We start from the raw sequence: 15,514 nt of genomic DNA on the forward strand, positions 1-15,514 counted from the left end.
ACCACGAGTGACCATAATAACTCAGTCACGTAGCGTGATGGTAACAATTTTTTGGGTGCTATTTAGTAACTGTTTTTACAAACTGACTCAAGCACTCGGTCAGTTTTGCAAGTTCTATAGGTTTTGCTAAATGTTCGTTAAAGCCTGCTTTTTTAGCTTTAATTTTATCCTCTGGCATGGCATCAGCTGTTAGCGCAATGATGGGTAATGTGTGTTGCGATTTAAACGCTCGAATTAATTCTGTTGCTTTATAGCCATCCATAACAGGCATTTGGCAATCCATTAATACCAAATCAAAATGTTGTTCTTTGATTATATTTACAGCTTCTTCACCATTTTCAACCAAGTGAGGAATGATACCTAAAGATCCCAACATCGCTTTTATTACCATTTGATTCACAGGATTGTCTTCTGCGACCAAAATATTTAAAGACGTAATATCAATATCTTTTGATATGGCTTCTGGCTCTATATCTGGCTCTGTTGTTGTTGTTAAGTTAACGGCAAACGTAAAGGTCGACCCTTCACCCAGCTCGCTTTTTAAATTAAGTGTTGCTCCCATTAGCAAACATAGTTCTTTAGCTATTGTTAAACCAAGGCCAGTGCCACCAAATTTTCGAGAGGTTGAACTATCAGCTTGGGTAAACGCGTTAAATAAGGTGTTGTGTTGGCTTTTTTCAATGCCTATGCCAGTATCTGATACTGCAATGCTTAGTTTTACCTTATTGGCAGACACAAACTCTGTATCTATATCGAGCGTAACGCTTCCTTCGTTAGTAAATTTAATCGCATTACTACATAAGTTAAGTAGTATTTGTTCTATGCGCATTGCATCGCCTAAAAACCAGGTATCTACAGGTAAGTTACATTTGAGAATCCATTCAATGTTTTTATTTTTCGCACTTTGCTCAAACATTGTGTCAATGCGCGTTACAAGTGCTTTTGGATCAAACGCAATGGACTCTAGTATTAAATGTTGTGACTCTATTTTTGAAATATCAAGAACGTCGTTAATTAGGTTTAATAGACTGTTTGAAGAGGAGTAAATTTTTTTAATGTAGCTGAACAGCTTTTGAGCATCATCACCTTTTTTCGCAAGTGACGATAGGCCAATAATGGCATTTAATGGGGTGCGTATTTCGTGACTCATATTGGCTAAAAATTGGCTTTTAGCGCTATTGGCTAAGTCAGACTGTTTTTTGGCTTTTACCAATGAGCTTGTTCGTTCTGCAACTTGGCGGCTAAGCGCTAGTTGCTGCTGGTTAAATAGCATTAACACTACAATAATAAGTAAACACACAGCGGTTTGTAGCATAAGTAAAAATAAAGACATTTCAATGTTTTGTTGTGAAATGTAGTTTTCTTTAAGTGCTAATTTTATTACCCATTGCTGCCCTCCAAAGTTAATATTGAATGACATTAACTGGCTTTGGGTTGCTTGCTCAAAGTTTTGAGAGTCGTTACTGTAAAAGGCGGGTTCGTTGTCAAATTCAAACACATCAATAGAAAACATTTCAGATTGCTGCTGTGAAATAGCTTGTTCAATAATTTTATGGGCCAAAAATACACCGGTGGCATAACCCTTTATATTTTCATTTTGACCATAAACAGGCGCAAATAGTAGATAGGCGGGTGTTGGTGTTTTTGTTTGGACTAATTGAATGATTTTAGTGCTGATAGGTAAATATTTGATAGCTGGATTTTGCAAAGATGCTTTTCGATCTGGGTTTGAATATACATTAAAGCCAACCGCCTTTTGGTTACTTTCTAAAGGAGCTATATACTTAACAACCACTAGAGGGTCATCATCTTCGAGAGGATCACCAACAATGTTTATATTTTGCCGATAAATTGTTGACATTGTATTACTGAGTGTTTGGCGCTGCGCTTGTGTTATTTGTACATTCCAAGACAATGCTTTAATAAATGAATGCTTTTCAAGTAGTTTATTTGCTGAAGCGTAAAAGTCTTGCTCATTAAACTCAGGTGATGATTGTACTTGGCTTGCTAAGCTTTGCACGGCGATAATACTTTGATTTATATACCTGTATAAACTGTTTTCAATAACTTCAACTTCTCGCTCTGCAATTTTAATTGTATTTTTGCTGTTTTCGCGTTCGTAAATTTGTGCTGTAAACGCCACAGATATAAATAAAATAGAGCAAACTGCAATGGTTTCAAAGGCTAAGACTTTGCGTTGTCCAGGTGCTTTGGGCAGTAGCGACAATAAAAAAGGTGAGGCAATAAGTACCCCTAATATATCTCCTAACCACCAATAAATAACATGTAGCCAATGGTCCTCAATACTATAAAGTGGGTTAAAGTTACTTAACGCAAATACACCAATATTTGATGATAGTAAGCTTACTAAAACAGCAACTACAGCAATAAAATAAGCAATGTATTTTCGTTTACGAAAATACAGCGGATTTCCCAACCAATACCTTAATATTGCGGCACCGACCATAGCTTGGATAATAACGCCAAGGGCAATGTAAATGGCCTGAGTAAACGTATTGCCGACCAGCATTATTTCATGAGCTGAGTTATCGAATATATTTAAGTTAAATGCAATTGCTGCTGCAAATAAAGGCGGTATAAAACGCCACCACCATATATAACAACCAATTAAAGCAATACCTGCCGGTAGCCAGATAGGGACTATTTGCGAGTTAAATGCAAACGCAGTAAGTCCAACGCCCAGTAAGTAATAAGCGAGGGCGAATAATATGTAGAAAATAATTGATTGAGAGGTTGAGGCGAATATTTTCACATAATATCCATATATCTATGTTTCTTTTTAAGAAATATCAGTATAGCTAACAACTTTGTATTTGCCGTACTTTTATAGCGGAAGTTGCTTTTTAGTGAACGACTGCTTAAGTACCACCGTTGACTCTATATTCGCTATGCAGCTCAAACTACCTAACCGATGTTTAACAAATTGTTCATAGCTTTCAAGATCGTTAGCAATAATTTTTAGTAAATAATCATAGCTACCCGATATTACACTGCACTCTAATACATGAGGTAGCTTTTCTACCGACTGTTCAAATAAGTCTGCCGCGCTAACAGAATTTTGATTTAGCCTAATAAAAGCATATACCAATACGTTCAGTTCAAGTTTTTTAGGATTAATTGACGCGTGGTAGCCCGTAATAACATGCTCTTTTTCAAGTTTTTTGATTCGCCTTAAGCAAGGCGTATCAGACAAGCTAATCGTATTTGCTAAATCTGAAACCGATATTCTGGCATTTTCTTGTAGTGCTGTGAGTATTTGCTGATCTTTTTTATCTAACATTTATTGTTATCTATTTTTAAATTTTTAGTGATTATCACTAATTATAGACACTTTCACTTTGTTTTTTGATGATTTACGCTCACGTTACTCTGTTAGCATTTAAATATAAAAATAATAGAGCAAAATAATGAATACACATACGGCCACATTTGATGATTGGATACGCACTGAGTTTGTAGAGATAAATACTGAATTAGAGCTGCTTTATTGGCAGCAATTCGATAAAGCAAATGTTGAAGGTGTTGGTGAGAAATTAAAGCAACAATTAAAAAGGCAAGGCAATGTATTAATTTCACACTTGTTAGCAGAAGGAAATACCGATCAAGGGTTTGATCGTGCATTTGATTTATTAGGCAATGTTGGATTATTCATGGCTGCATGTCGCCGCCATGAAATAACTGAGCCCAGTAGAGAAACTACTTCACCTTTGGTAGAGGCATCGGCATTGGCAATGCATATTGGTGCGTCGATTGGTGTAACACCGCGGTTTGCTACCGCGCATTTAACCACCCACAATAAAGCTGTTAATGGCACCTATAAGCGCTTTACTAATTTACCTGATGAAAAACTTTTTTTAGATTATAACACTCAAGGTATTTTAGCCTACAAGCGAGCAAGTGATGCCTTATTAAAGATAGTACCACTGGGTATTTCACACCCTTTGTGTGGTGAATTACTAAAGGCTGCAAAGTACGCGCTCATTAATGTAATTGAATCTAACAATGCACTTTACACACAATTAGATACAGATCGTTTTTTTAACTGCGTTCGCCCTTACTACAAACCATACCGTGTTGGTAAAGAGATTTATCGAGGTGCAAACGCAGGCGATTTTGCCGGAATTAACGTAATTGATATGTTGCTTGGTCTTTGTAGTGCGAATGAGCCAAGCTACTCACAAATGCTGGTGGATAAGTTTTTATATATGATGCCAGAAGATCAGCAAATATTAAGAGAGTCAATGCGAATACAAAGCTTTATGGATGATTTTTTACAGGCGCAGCAATATAAAAATAGCAACTGGTTTAAATCACATGGAAAGCTATTTATACAAGTATGTAAGTTACATGGTGACACAGCAATCGGACATCATAACCAATTAGTAGAAAAATTTATTGCGCAACCTTCAAAGCAAATGCACGAGCAACATTTAAGTAAAGTAACGGCAAGTGGACCGCCACTTCATGTATTACTCGATTCGTTAGAAAAGTTGAGGGATAGACGCGCAGCGGCAAAAAGGGACGATATAAAAACGCGGTTTGACGATCTCAATTCATTAAAAGAGTGGGTGAAGTAATATGCTTAAAAATGATTTTTGTATATCTGAAGGTTGCTACTTTTTAAGCCACTCCGTCGGCAGGCCACTAAAAAGTTCTCAACAGTACTTTACAGAGCATTATCTATCACCATGGCAAGATTCAAATAAAGAGCCATGGCAACAATGGTTACCTCAAATAGATGCGTTTACTTCTGCACTAGGTAAGTTATTTAATTCGCCAAGTTCACAATTTTGCCCGCAAGTTAACTTATCAAGCGGTTTAACTAAGTTAGTTATGTCGCACCCTCAATTACAACAAGCACGCTGCAAAGTGCTTATGGCACAAAGCGACTTTCCAAGTATGGGGTTTGTAATGCAAAAGGCGTTACCGCCTTGTGCAGAAATACTGTTTATTCCTGAAGAGGAAAATCTAAGCGATATAGCTGTATGGGAGCGTTATTTAACATCAGATATAGATATGGTGTTTGTAAGCCATGTTTATTCAAATACGGGTGTTCAAGCACCGATAAGCGATATTGTACTACGCAGTAAGATGACTAATAGCCTTTCAATAATTGATGTGGCGCAATCTGCTGGAGTGTTGCCTATTGATTTAATAACGCTTGATGCCGATTTCATGATTGGCTCAAGTGTTAAATGGTTGTGCGGCGGGCCAGGTGCAGCCTACTTATGGGTTAATCAAAACCAGCTGGAGCAGTGCAAGCCAAAAGATGTGGGGTGGTTTTCTCATGAAGACCCCTTTGAGTTTAATATTAACCATTTTAGTTATCATCACAGCGCGCTGAGATTTTGGGGAGGCACCCCTTCTATAGCCCCGTACGTGATTGCTGTGAATAGTATAAATTACTTTGCAGATCTGACAGTTAGAAAGGTAAGAGAGCATAATCTCGCGATGATTTCGAATATTCATCAGCATTTAAGTGAATTTGTTGTATCACCAATACAAAGCAATCAATGTAGTGGTACCGTTATTTTGTTTTTTAAGAATAAACAGCAGCAAATATTAGCAGCGCTGGGTAAAGCAAACATGAGTGTTGACGAGCGCAAACACGGAATACGAGTCTCACCGCATATTTACACAACGGAAGAAGATGTAAACGCGCTTATCAATACCATAAAGCAAGCGCTTAAGGAATTTGACTAAGCAACTGCTTTCGTTGACGTAAAGCATCTATTTGTTGTTGTGTACGCGTAACCTTTGATTCATATGCGCTGGTAATTGGCGCTGTTTTTTTAGCAATGGCGTCAGCAATAGAAGAGGCGCCTAACCGGTTAGCCTGATCTTGTGTAACATAGCTGGCTTGCTTTACTTGCTCTTGGTAAGTTTTTTCTGTTTGTTTAAGTGTTAATTGTAGCTTGCTTATTTCACGTTCTATTTGCTGAACTTCTAAAAAATTGTCTACAGAACTATCTATTACATTATTTGATTGAGTGGGGCTTTTATAGGCTTCAATTATATTGATTTCTTTTAGTGTGATCTGTTCGGCATCTTTTGAGCAAGGTGTTTGGCTAAAGGTAGGAACGCCTTTAATTACACACTTGTATACCGTTGTATTTTGCGAAAAAGAAAAAAAGGTAGCACTGCGCATGTAATTAACAATATAAACCTGTTCATAGCAAAACCTAAAGTGGCTATCGTTTTAGTAATAATGCACTAAGTCATAGCGGGTTACAATTTGTTTAATTTTTATAAATTTTAGGCACAAAAAAACCACAATTAAGTGGTTTATATATAGTATATGGTGGAGAGGGAGGGATAGACTTGCTTACATCCATGTAATCAATCGCTGCGCGACGCTTGCAGCGGCCCAAAATGTTCCAGACATTTTGTCGAACCCTGTCGAGGGTCTCACCCTCCCAATTTAGTATCAGTGTTAAAATTTAGGCACAAAAAAACCACAATTAAGTGGTTTATATAGTATATGGTGGAGAGGGAGGGATTCGAACCCTCGATAGAGCTACAAACTCTATACTCCCTTAGCAGGGGAGCTCCTTCGGCCACTCGGACACCTCTCCAACGCATAACCGGTTGTATTGATGATATAAAAAACCACCAACTAAAATATGGTGGAGAGATAGGGATTTGAACCCTAGATAGGCTACAAACCTATGCCGGTTTTCAAGACCGGTGCATTCGACCACTCTGCCATCTCTCCGTGACGCAGAATAATACTTAGGTGATGGGGGTGTGTAAATAGCAAAATGTCTGTTTGCCTAAAAAATAGACGTAAATACGTGTTTTTTTACAAATTAGGGGAAATTAAGGCAATTATTAATAAAATAAAGAGGTTGCAGCAAACTGTGGGAGCTAAAAAAGAGACTTTTTAGTGGTTGGGTGTTTGCTGCACCGAATAAATAACCATGGTTGGGTGATTATTTATATTGCGCTGCGCCGCCAAGTGCTAATTTTTTACCAAGGGTATTAAGCCTAGCTAGCATTTTTGCTTTTCGGTTGGTTGGTTTAACTGCAATTTGTGTGTTTGCTGTTTGGTTTAATGTATTTATAGGGTTCATCACTTGGCTCCGGTTTAAGTCTGTTGAAAACATGCGCATTTTGCATGCAAAGCGTACAAAAATAAAACGATAAAAATTACCTATGAGGCATTAGTTATTTTTATCTGAAGTAGTGGTTGTTAATAAAATGTTTAATTGTGTTTTTTCTGTTTTTTAATTTTTATTTCACCCTGATCCTTTTTATATTATTGTTTTAATTGTATTTTTACTGATTTTGTTTTTTATTTATGCATATTCGATTATTTTAAATGGGTAATTATTCAGATTATTTTATTTTGGTTTTTAATTGTTATTTTTGTGGTTTTTTTATAGCAGCTAGTGGTTATGCTTAGTGCATTAAAAATCGTCGTTAATTTGATATTTAAAATAGTAATTGACTTAAAAATACGGTTTTTTAATAGAGTGTTTCTCTAATAGATAAAAAGCGCCTGCTATGAGGCAGGCGCTTTAGTGTTAGTTACGTTTAAACGTGTCTAACTGGGGATGGAGCCTCTCAGCTTTTTGCTAAGGGCATAAATTTTGGAGCAAATTGCTTGCTGAATATTTTAGTCTTGCTGAGCCACTAAAAATTGGATAATTAAATCTCTAGTGTGATCAAAAACAGGGAGGGCATATGAGTTAAATTTATGTCCATAAAACGCTGCTTTTATCTTTATTGTTTATAACGATAAATAACGAACGCAGTCTATGTTTGTATAAAGCCATAGAGTTGTTTACTTAGGCAAGTACTAACTAGACCAATGGCCCTTATTCTGAGCCGAACAACATAAACGAGAAAAAAGAGACAGAACAGATACAAAAAAGCAGCATTCAATAAAATAAAATGCTGCTGAAGGGATGTTAAATATAGTGAGTTAATTGCGGGTTATTTAACGTGTTTAAAGGTAAATAATTGATAACCATCTAGCTCAGGAACTAACGTTACTAGCTGCTCTTCTTGTTTTGCAATTTCAGCAAAATTACCGCATAACGAATTAGCTCGTTGCTCTAAATTGTTCGCGTGTAACTCTACTTTTTCTTCAATTTGTGCGCCCATATTTTCCATGCGTTCTTCGAATGCATCCATATCGCCGCCAGAACCTAATAACTCCGATCCAAGCGCGACCAGGATACTACCCATAGATTGCATGACTGCTGATTCAACAGCTGTTTCTATTTGTTTTTCAAACTGATGCTCAAAGTTTTCACCAAATTGGTTAAAACTTTGCTGGCCCATAACAAAGGTGCCTTCTTGATAAAACGTGTTTTCTACTTCTACGCGTATATCGTCCATTAACGATGACATATCGTCTAAGCCATTAATGTTAAAAGCATTACCGACTTCTTCTAAAGCAACACCGGCGATTTTTACGCCGTCTAATGCAATATTAGCGACTTCGGGTAGCTGTATACGTAAGCTATCAGAGTATTGAGTAAGAGCTTGGCGTTGTGAGTTATTAAGCGCTACAAACTCACCGTTTACCATTAAATCGCCATTGCTGTTGAATTGCATAGCTTGGTTTTTTGCTGTAAAAATTTCTAGTTCGTTTGGCTTGATGCGAACATCATTTTTAAACTCTACGTCGCATTGATCGTTGCTAAATGAAATTGTTGAATCATTATCGTTGTGTGCCATAGCAACAGGTGTACAGATTAATGCGCTAACTAATAGTAATTTTTTCATGTGATGACTCTATTTTTTGTTGATAACAAATAACTAATAACAAGTTTGGTGCCACTGTTTTTTTATCAACAAAAGCAATGGCTTGCATTTCATGCTAGGTTTAAAGGTCTGTTTGGTTTTTATTATTAGACTATATTTTGGTGAAATTAACCAATGAATATAAATTTATAAAAAAAATTTATCGATACGATAAAAAAACTCTCACTTTCCACAATTGCAATTTAGCGCTATTTATTCACATTAATGACATGAAGGCTATTTACTATGGCTTTGTGGCTTTACTTTGATGCTAATTTGCACAGCATATTGGTGTTAAATTTTTTAATTTACCAATTACATTAATTAAAGCGTAATTGGTCTCAAACACTTTATGGAGTGGGTTGTGGGTAAGACATTTAGTTACGATGCGCTAGATGATGATTTTGTTGAAGACGAATACGAAATGGTCGGTCGAAATCAACACGATAAAAACAAGCAAAAGGTTAAGAAAAAGTTGGAAGACTATCTTGAGCAGAAACGCTTGCGCAAAAATCTAGGCGAAGATGACTTAAGCGATTACATTGATTAAATTGCACTAGTATAAATACAATACCAATTAATAACGGCGGCTAGGTGCACAAAAAAGTGCGCTTAAGCGGTTGTTACATTGGTAATAAAGAGGCTATGTGCCTCTTTATTACTTTTTACTGCGTGCTTTTAGCCTTACTTAATGCTTTTTGTATAGTGAGCTCTATCTTTTCTGGCTTAGTAAAAGGGGCATAGCGCTTAATTGGCGTGCCATCGGCTGCAATTAAAAACTTAGTGAAATTCCATTTTATTTTTCGAGTTAAAAGCCCCGTTAATGCTGACTTTAAAAATCGAAATACAGGGTGTGCATTTTTACCATTCACATCAACTTTGTCTGTTATTAAAAAGCTGACTCCATAATTTATTAAGCACCCTTGCTCTATTTGCGACGCATCTCCAGGTTCTTGTTGGCCAAATTGATTGCACGGAAAGCCTATAATCACAAGTCCTTGACTGGCGTACTTTTCATGAAGCGCTTGTAAAGATGCGTACTGGTAGGTAAATCCGCATTTACTTGCAGTATTAACAATGAGTACAACTTTTCCCTCAAAGTCATCAAAGTTAATAGGTTGGCCTTGTAGACTTGTTGCGCTTAATTGATGAAACTTTTGCATGGTGGCTTCTTATTATTGTTGTTAGGCATATTTTAACGCGGTAAAGGTTTTACATAAAGTATAAAGTTTATTCGTGGAGCGAGATATGTGACCTAACGGCCTTGGTATAGTTCGAGCTAAATTTTGCGTATTGCTTATACCTAATTGCACATCCTTGTCGGTGAAAAATAATAAACAATCCTCAGGCTGCTAAAACTTAACTTTAGAGGGTAATAAGCCCTAATTTAAAATTAGAAACAAACCCATACCGGCAAGTGTTGTGTAATAAATGTTGTGTGTTTTATAAGCTACAATAATGGCTACAATAGCGGCACTTAAGTAAGGGTTTTGCCAATGCAGGTTTATGCCTTCGTCACCCAAAAATACAATAGGAACCCAAATAGCGGTAAGCACGGCCGGTGCACTAAAGCTTAAAAATTGCTGCATTTTAGGGCCCACTTTAAAAGGCAATGCACGGTGTAAAAATAAATAACGTGTAAAAAACGTAATGCAGGCCATGAGTAAAATAGTGGTCATCATGTTTTAGTGTCCTTTTTCGCTGTTAGCCTTGCCGTTGTATAACCTGCACTCATTGCTAATAATGCGGAGCACACTAGCCATAATTCAAACCCTGTGCTTTTTAACCACGTAGCAGTAATACCTGCCACAATAACAGTCACTAAAGAGGCGGTATTTTTAATACCTGGAATAACCAAGGCGATAAAAGTAGCTGCAATTGCAAAGTCGAGCCCTAAGTTAGTTAAATCAGGAAGCATAGATCCTGCAACAATGCCTATTAATGTCCATATATTCCATGCGATGTAAAAACTAAAGCCTGCACTAAGCGCATAAACTAAACGCACTTTTGTGCGATAAGCTTTACGGTGATGAGAAAACGCAAATAATTCATCGGTTAATACAAAGCTAACAGGTAGGCGCCATCGCATTGGTTGATCTATGACTTTATGTCTAACAGCAAGTCCATATAAAAAATGCCGAGAGCTAATTATAAACGTAGTGAATAATATGGTAAGTAAGGGGGTGTTACCCGCCATAAGTTCAATAGCGACAAGTTGAGCTGAACCTGCAAAAACCAGTAACGACATGGCTTGTGTTTCAAGAGCTGTAAATCCATTTTGAATAGCTAAAGAGCCGCAAAGTATTCCCCATGGAATAACGGCTAAGCAAAGCGGAAGCATATCTAAAAAGCCTTTTATTATCGCTTTTTTAACTGGTTGCATAGCATTTACCTTGCTGGCTTGTAGAATGGCAGATAACGACACCTTATTATGAGGTTGATTAGCATTTTAATAATACTGTTTTTTAGAGGGTAAACACAATGACGACGATAAAAGTATGGGATGGGTTTATACGGTGTTTTCATTGGCTGTTAGTCATTAGTATTGCTGTTTTATATTTTAGTGTAGAAGAAGGCATGATTGAGCTGCATTTTGTTGCTGGGTTCTTTACTTTAGCGCTCATTGTTACGCGAATAGTATGGGGGATTGTTGGTAGTAGAACAGCAAAATTAAGTGGCTTGATTCACTCACCTAAGGCTGTGTTACAGGGGCTTAAAAACCCGATTGACACCATTGGACACTCTGCTCCTGGCAGCTACATGGTTCTTGCTTTTTTTACGCTTATATTAACGCAATTAATTACCGGGTTGATGAGTAGCGACGGTATTTTAACTGACGGCCCGCTTGTTGAATATGTATCGAGTGATACGGTCGATTTTGCTAATTGGCTGCATCACCTCAATTTTGACATATTGCTGTATGCAATAGGCTTGCATATAGCGGCAATTGTTGTGTACAAGATTAAAGGTAAGCCTTTAGTAAAAGCAATGATTACTGGAGAAAAAGCATCAAAATCAAACGGTGTAAAAAGCTCCGTAACTAAGTCGCCTTGGCTCGCATGGGCTATATTTGCAGGCTTACTGCTTATACTCGCGTTTACTTGGGGGCAAGAGCCTTTACAGTACTTATTTGGATAAATTTAGCTTTAAAATAATCCTTAATTACTGGTTGTAAATCTCGGTTACATTCTTTTGTTTGATTGTTAGGGAGTGGGTACTTATAATTAGCACTTCCTTGGCAAGTGAATGGTTTGCAGTATTACTTGTTATTGGTGCTTCTTGTTTATTCATAATGAATAAACTATGTCACTCTTAAGGTGTAGCCGTGTTTATGCATACGTCGTTGGCCTGCGGGGAATGGTCAACAATTGGTTGCTTAAATCATCACACTCAATTATTTATTGGTGATGTGGTGAAAGTAACTTTTTATGACATGCAAGGAGAGCTAATTAGCTTATCGTTTGATTTTAAAATTACTTCATTTGAACAAGGGGAGCCTCACGCTTGGCCGCGTTTGATAGCAGAATACATTAATGTTCACATTCCTTTGGTTAGTGCAGGAAAAATGACTGAACACGGTTTAGTAGTCGCTTATCGGAATAATAAAATCTTTGCATTGCAAAGTAGCGGTATATGCAAAGCGCATATTGATTTTTATTGTATTGCAAAATGCGACGATCGTGACGTGAGCACTCAACTTTTGTATGAGTATGTTTACCCTGAACATAGCGAACGCTATAACGCAGGTACTAAGGTGTTACAACCTAAAGATGGGTGCATATATCAATGTAGGCCTTGGCCTTTTAACGAGTTTTGTCGAAAAGCAAAGGATACACATTCAATATTTGAACCAGGGATAGGTAAAAGTTGGGCTATGGCTTGGCTGCAATTATAAATTAGTTAATTACATGTTTCTTCCCATAGGTATTACAGGTTTAGGAATAAATCGGTTGCCTTTAAGCCCACTCAACTATTGAGTGGGCTTTTTTATTTTTATGATAAACTGCGAGCATTATTACTTCTTTAATTTGGTTTATTTGTGCCTAGTTCAGACTACTCTTTAAGCTTGCTGCCTCATTTCCCTGTTGCTGAAAAGCAGCCCCATACATTAACCACACATAATAAAAAAAGAACCGACCATTACTATTGGATGCGTGATGATGAGCGCAAAAATGAAAAAGTACTCGCACATTTACAAGCAGAAAACAACTATTGCGATGAGCAATTAGCATGTATTAAACCCTTGCAAAATGCCTTATTCGAAGAGTTAAAAGCGCGTATTGTAAAAGACGACAATTCCGTGCCCGTTAAAGATGGCAAATACTGGTATCACTCTGAAGTGCGCGGTGACGATGAATATGCGCGTCACTATCGTAGCACAAGTATTAAAGCTGAAAATAAAGCCCTTCTGCTAGATGTAAACGAGCTTGCACAAGATTTTGAATTTTTTGACCTTGGGGAAGTTGCATTAAGCCCTAATGAGCAGCTTATGGCATATTCACAAGATACTGAAGGTCGCCGTATTTATAACGTTCGTTTTAAAAATTTATCAACAGGCGAAATGCTCACTGATGAGCTTGAAAATACAGAAGGGCAAGTTGTTTGGGCAAACGACAATAAAACCGTTTTTTATGTTAAAAAAGATCTGCAAACTTTATTAGGGTATCAAGTATTTAGGCATGAGCTGGGAAGTGCGCAAAGCCAAGATGTGTTGGTGTATGAAGAGCAAGACAGCAGCTTTTTTATGGGACTGGGTAAAAGCCGAGATGAAGCGCTAATTATAATTGATTTGGCATCTACTGAGTCCAACGACACGTGGGTGCTTGATGCCAATAACCCGCAGGGTAATTTTAGTGCACTTATGCAAAGAGAAGAGGGTCATGAGTTTGATATCGATAAGTTAGGCGACACATTTTATATTGTCACCAACTGGCAAGCTAAGAATTTTAGATTGATGACTGCAACCGAGCAGACCATTGCTGATAAAACTCAGTGGCAAGAGCATACAGCCCACAGGGAACATGTATTACTTGAAGGCGTTGAGCTTTTTAATGATTTTTTAGTCCTCAGCGAACGAGAGCAAGGACAAGCACGTTTTGTTGTAGTAAATAAAGAAGGCAAGCGTATGGCGCTTGAGTTCGACGATCCTTGCTATTACGCTGCTGTTGCAATGAACCCAGAGCCCAATGTTAAAACGGCGCGCATTTATTACTCAAGCTTAACCACTCCAGGTTCTTTGTACGATGTTGACCTTATAACGGGTGAAAAAACATTGCTTAAACAGCAAAAGGTATTAGGTGACTTTAAAGCCTCAGATTATGAGTCTGAGCGGCTGATGATTACTTCGCGTGATGGCGTCAAAATACCTGCATCTGTTGTATACCGAAAAGATAGTTTTAAAAAAGATGGCACCAACCCGTTGTTTCAATATGGGTATGGGGCTTATGGTTACACCATTGATCCGAGCTTCTCTAGCACGTCGCTCAGCTTACTTGACCGTGGTTTTGTTTATGTCATTGCACATGTGCGTGGTTCCGAAATGCTAGGCCGCAATTGGTATGAGCAAGGTAAAAAAACACATAAACAAAATAGTTTTAGTGATTTTATCGACGTAACAAAAGCGCTGATTGAACAAAAATACTGTGATAGCAGCAAAGTATTTGCATCAGGCGGTAGTGCGGGTGGCTTGCTTATGGGCGCCGTGCTGAATCAAGCTCCACAGTTATATTGTGGTGTAGGGTGTCATGTGCCATTTTTAGATGTACTCACCACGATGTTGGACGAGAGTATTCCACTGACCACCAACGAGTACGATGAATGGGGAAACCCGAACGACCCACAGTTTTATAATGTAATAGAATCGTATTCGCCTTATGACAATATAAGCGCACAAAATTACCCTAATATATTAGTCACTACCGGCCTACATGACTCGCAAGTGCAGTACTGGGAGCCCATGAAGTGGGTTGCTAAAATGCGAGAATACAAAACAGATAATAATATATTGGTATTTAAAACCGATATGGACGCAGGTCATGGCGGCGCATCTGGACGCTTTAAAAGCTTGGAAGAAAAAGCACTTGAAATGGCATTTTTTATTGCGTTGGTTGAATGATACATTTTGTTAAATAAACAAAAAAGCCTCAGTGGTAGCTGAGGCTTTCAAAATCAGAATAACGTTTAGCTTAATCCAAGTAAGCTTTTAGCATCCAAACTAGTTTTTCTTGTTCAGAGATGTAGTCTCCCATTAATGATGCTGTACCTTCATCGCCTGCATCACCTGCTTGGTTTAAAATCTCACGTTGCTTTTTAATTAATGTACTGTAGCCCGCTAATATATTTTCTACGGCAGTAACACCATCACTTATGCCTTTTGCTTCTTTTATTTCACTTACTTCAAGGTAATCTGAAAATGCATGTAACGGCGCGCCATCGAGCGTTAAAATACGCTCTGCAATCTCGTCTACTTTCAAAAGTAACAGGTTATAAATTTCTTCAAACTTAACGTGTAATTCAAAAAAGTTACGGCCTTTGATGTTCCAGTGAAAACCACGAGCATTCATATATTGTATTTGGTAGCTGCTCAGTAGAGTATTAAGTGATTTTACAATGTCGTCGCTTTTTGCGCTGTTTAAACCAATTGCATTTACATGTGACATAACTTGCTCCTTAAGAACCGTTTGTTTGTTAACTTGAGTAAAGTATTACTTTTTTAGTTAGATTAGTAAAATTGTTTATA

At 37.5% G+C, this 15,514-nt stretch carries 15 protein-coding genes and 2 tRNA genes; 6 read left to right on the forward strand and 11 right to left on the reverse strand.

Annotated elements, in window-relative coordinates:
- Positions 1-58: 58 nt before the first annotated feature.
- Positions 59-2,773 (reverse strand): ATP-binding protein, encoded by a 2,715-nt coding sequence (locus tag P20480_RS12465; protein ID WP_008128311.1) that lies wholly within the window; start codon positions 2,771-2,773, stop codon positions 59-61.
- Between the two features lie 72 nt (positions 2,774-2,845).
- Positions 2,846-3,301, reverse strand: coding sequence for an Lrp/AsnC family transcriptional regulator (locus P20480_RS12460; protein WP_008128312.1), 456 nt, complete (start codon positions 3,299-3,301; stop codon positions 2,846-2,848).
- A 127-nt stretch (positions 3,302-3,428) separates the two neighbouring features.
- Between P20480_RS12460 and P20480_RS12455 the strand changes: the two genes are divergently transcribed.
- Both P20480_RS12455 and P20480_RS12450 read left to right on the forward strand, forming a co-directional pair.
- Positions 3,429-4,598, forward strand: a complete 1,170-nt coding sequence (locus tag P20480_RS12455) for a PrnB family protein (RefSeq protein ID WP_008128314.1) — start codon at positions 3,429-3,431, stop codon at positions 4,596-4,598.
- A gap of 1 nt (position 4,599) precedes the next feature.
- Entirely contained in the window at positions 4,600-5,724 is a 1,125-nt protein-coding gene (locus tag P20480_RS12450; RefSeq protein ID WP_008128316.1) for an aminotransferase class V-fold PLP-dependent enzyme, read from the forward strand.
- On the opposite strand, the gene P20480_RS12445 is transcribed toward P20480_RS12450, so the two are convergent.
- The 5 genes from P20480_RS12445 to P20480_RS12430 all read right to left on the reverse strand — a co-directional run bounded on the left by P20480_RS12445 (position 5,708) and on the right by P20480_RS12430 (position 8,757).
- Complete coding sequence (locus tag P20480_RS12445; protein WP_008128318.1) at positions 5,708-6,169, reverse strand: hypothetical protein; 462 nt, start codon at positions 6,167-6,169, stop codon at positions 5,708-5,710. The two genes, P20480_RS12450 and P20480_RS12445, sit on opposite strands and share 17 nt — an antisense overlap.
- 334 nt (positions 6,170-6,503) lie before the next feature.
- Positions 6,504-6,596: transfer RNA gene (locus P20480_RS12440), tRNA-Ser, on the reverse strand.
- Positions 6,597-6,645: 49 nt separating this feature from the next.
- A tRNA-Ser gene (locus P20480_RS12435) sits at positions 6,646-6,736 on the reverse strand.
- Positions 6,737-6,953: 217 nt separating this feature from the next.
- A complete protein-coding gene (locus P20480_RS19560) occupies positions 6,954-7,094 on the reverse strand; it encodes a hypothetical protein (protein ID WP_008128321.1) in 141 nt (46 codons plus the stop codon).
- Between the two features lie 865 nt (positions 7,095-7,959).
- Entirely contained in the window at positions 7,960-8,757 is a 798-nt protein-coding gene (locus tag P20480_RS12430; protein ID WP_008128323.1) for a YggN family protein, read from the reverse strand.
- Positions 8,758-9,139: 382 nt separating this feature from the next.
- Between P20480_RS12430 and P20480_RS12425 the strand changes: the two genes are divergently transcribed.
- Positions 9,140-9,325, forward strand: a complete 186-nt coding sequence (locus tag P20480_RS12425) for a PA3496 family putative envelope integrity protein (RefSeq protein WP_010558095.1) — start codon at positions 9,140-9,142, stop codon at positions 9,323-9,325.
- A 115-nt stretch (positions 9,326-9,440) separates the two neighbouring features.
- Here the strand turns inward: P20480_RS12425 and P20480_RS12420 are convergent, their stop codons facing one another.
- The 3 genes from P20480_RS12420 to P20480_RS12410 form a co-directional block, all read right to left on the reverse strand.
- Positions 9,441-9,938: a glutathione peroxidase gene (locus P20480_RS12420; protein WP_008128325.1), complete on the reverse strand. Its 498-nt coding sequence runs from the start codon at positions 9,936-9,938 to the stop codon at positions 9,441-9,443.
- 219 nt (positions 9,939-10,157) lie between these two features.
- Positions 10,158-10,457 (reverse strand): AzlD domain-containing protein, encoded by a 300-nt coding sequence (locus P20480_RS12415; RefSeq protein ID WP_006793840.1) that lies wholly within the window; start codon positions 10,455-10,457, stop codon positions 10,158-10,160.
- Positions 10,454-11,158: an AzlC family ABC transporter permease gene (locus P20480_RS12410; protein WP_008128327.1), complete on the reverse strand. Its 705-nt coding sequence runs from the start codon at positions 11,156-11,158 to the stop codon at positions 10,454-10,456. Before P20480_RS12410 ends, P20480_RS12415 begins: the two co-directional genes overlap by 4 nt.
- 98 nt (positions 11,159-11,256) lie before the next feature.
- Here P20480_RS12410 and P20480_RS12405 point away from each other — a divergent pair, with 98 nt between their 5' ends.
- The 3 genes from P20480_RS12405 (at position 11,257) to P20480_RS12395 (ending at position 14,890) form a co-directional block, all read left to right on the forward strand.
- Positions 11,257-11,913, forward strand: coding sequence for a cytochrome b/b6 domain-containing protein (locus tag P20480_RS12405; protein ID WP_008128329.1), 657 nt, complete (start codon positions 11,257-11,259; stop codon positions 11,911-11,913).
- A gap of 193 nt (positions 11,914-12,106) precedes the next feature.
- The gene (locus P20480_RS12400) at positions 12,107-12,670 is read left to right on the forward strand and encodes a hypothetical protein (RefSeq protein ID WP_008128331.1); all 564 of its coding nucleotides are present in this window, start codon (positions 12,107-12,109) and stop codon (positions 12,668-12,670) included.
- 144 nt (positions 12,671-12,814) lie between these two features.
- On the forward strand, positions 12,815-14,890 hold the full coding sequence (locus tag P20480_RS12395) for a S9 family peptidase (RefSeq protein ID WP_008128333.1): 2,076 nt from the start codon (positions 12,815-12,817) through the stop codon (positions 14,888-14,890).
- 70 nt (positions 14,891-14,960) lie between these two features.
- Here the strand turns inward: P20480_RS12395 and P20480_RS12390 are convergent, their stop codons facing one another.
- Complete coding sequence (locus tag P20480_RS12390) at positions 14,961-15,434, reverse strand: Dps family protein (RefSeq protein ID WP_006793845.1); 474 nt, start codon at positions 15,432-15,434, stop codon at positions 14,961-14,963.
- Positions 15,435-15,514 lie beyond the last annotated feature (80 nt).

The sequence above is a fragment of the Pseudoalteromonas sp. BSi20480 genome (assembly GCF_000241365.1).
GTDB classification, from domain to species: Bacteria; Pseudomonadota; Gammaproteobacteria; order Enterobacterales; family Alteromonadaceae; genus Pseudoalteromonas; species Pseudoalteromonas marina.

Excerpts from the sequence above, each read along its gene's own strand:
- P20480_RS12400 (WP_008128331.1), top strand. The coding sequence starts at position 12,107 with ATGCATACGTCGTTGGCCTGCGGGGAATGGTCAACAATTGGTTGCTTA.
- P20480_RS12420 (WP_008128325.1), bottom strand. The coding sequence starts at position 9,938 with ATGCAAAAGTTTCATCAATTAAGCGCAACAAGTCTACAAGGCCAACCT.
- P20480_RS12415 (WP_006793840.1), bottom strand. The coding sequence starts at position 10,457 with ATGATGACCACTATTTTACTCATGGCCTGCATTACGTTTTTTACACGT.
- P20480_RS12450 (WP_008128316.1), top strand. The coding sequence starts at position 4,600 with ATGCTTAAAAATGATTTTTGTATATCTGAAGGTTGCTACTTTTTAAGC.
- P20480_RS12430 (WP_008128323.1), bottom strand. The coding sequence starts at position 8,757 with ATGAAAAAATTACTATTAGTTAGCGCATTAATCTGTACACCTGTTGCT.
- P20480_RS12445 (WP_008128318.1), bottom strand. The coding sequence starts at position 6,169 with ATGCGCAGTGCTACCTTTTTTTCTTTTTCGCAAAATACAACGGTATAC.
- P20480_RS12390 (WP_006793845.1), bottom strand. The coding sequence starts at position 15,434 with ATGTCACATGTAAATGCAATTGGTTTAAACAGCGCAAAAAGCGACGAC.
- P20480_RS12405 (WP_008128329.1), top strand. The coding sequence starts at position 11,257 with ATGACGACGATAAAAGTATGGGATGGGTTTATACGGTGTTTTCATTGG.
- P20480_RS19560 (WP_008128321.1), bottom strand. The coding sequence starts at position 7,094 with ATGAACCCTATAAATACATTAAACCAAACAGCAAACACACAAATTGCA.
- P20480_RS12410 (WP_008128327.1), bottom strand. The coding sequence starts at position 11,158 with ATGCAACCAGTTAAAAAAGCGATAATAAAAGGCTTTTTAGATATGCTT.
- P20480_RS12460 (WP_008128312.1), bottom strand. The coding sequence starts at position 3,301 with ATGTTAGATAAAAAAGATCAGCAAATACTCACAGCACTACAAGAAAAT.
- P20480_RS12455 (WP_008128314.1), top strand. The coding sequence starts at position 3,429 with ATGAATACACATACGGCCACATTTGATGATTGGATACGCACTGAGTTT.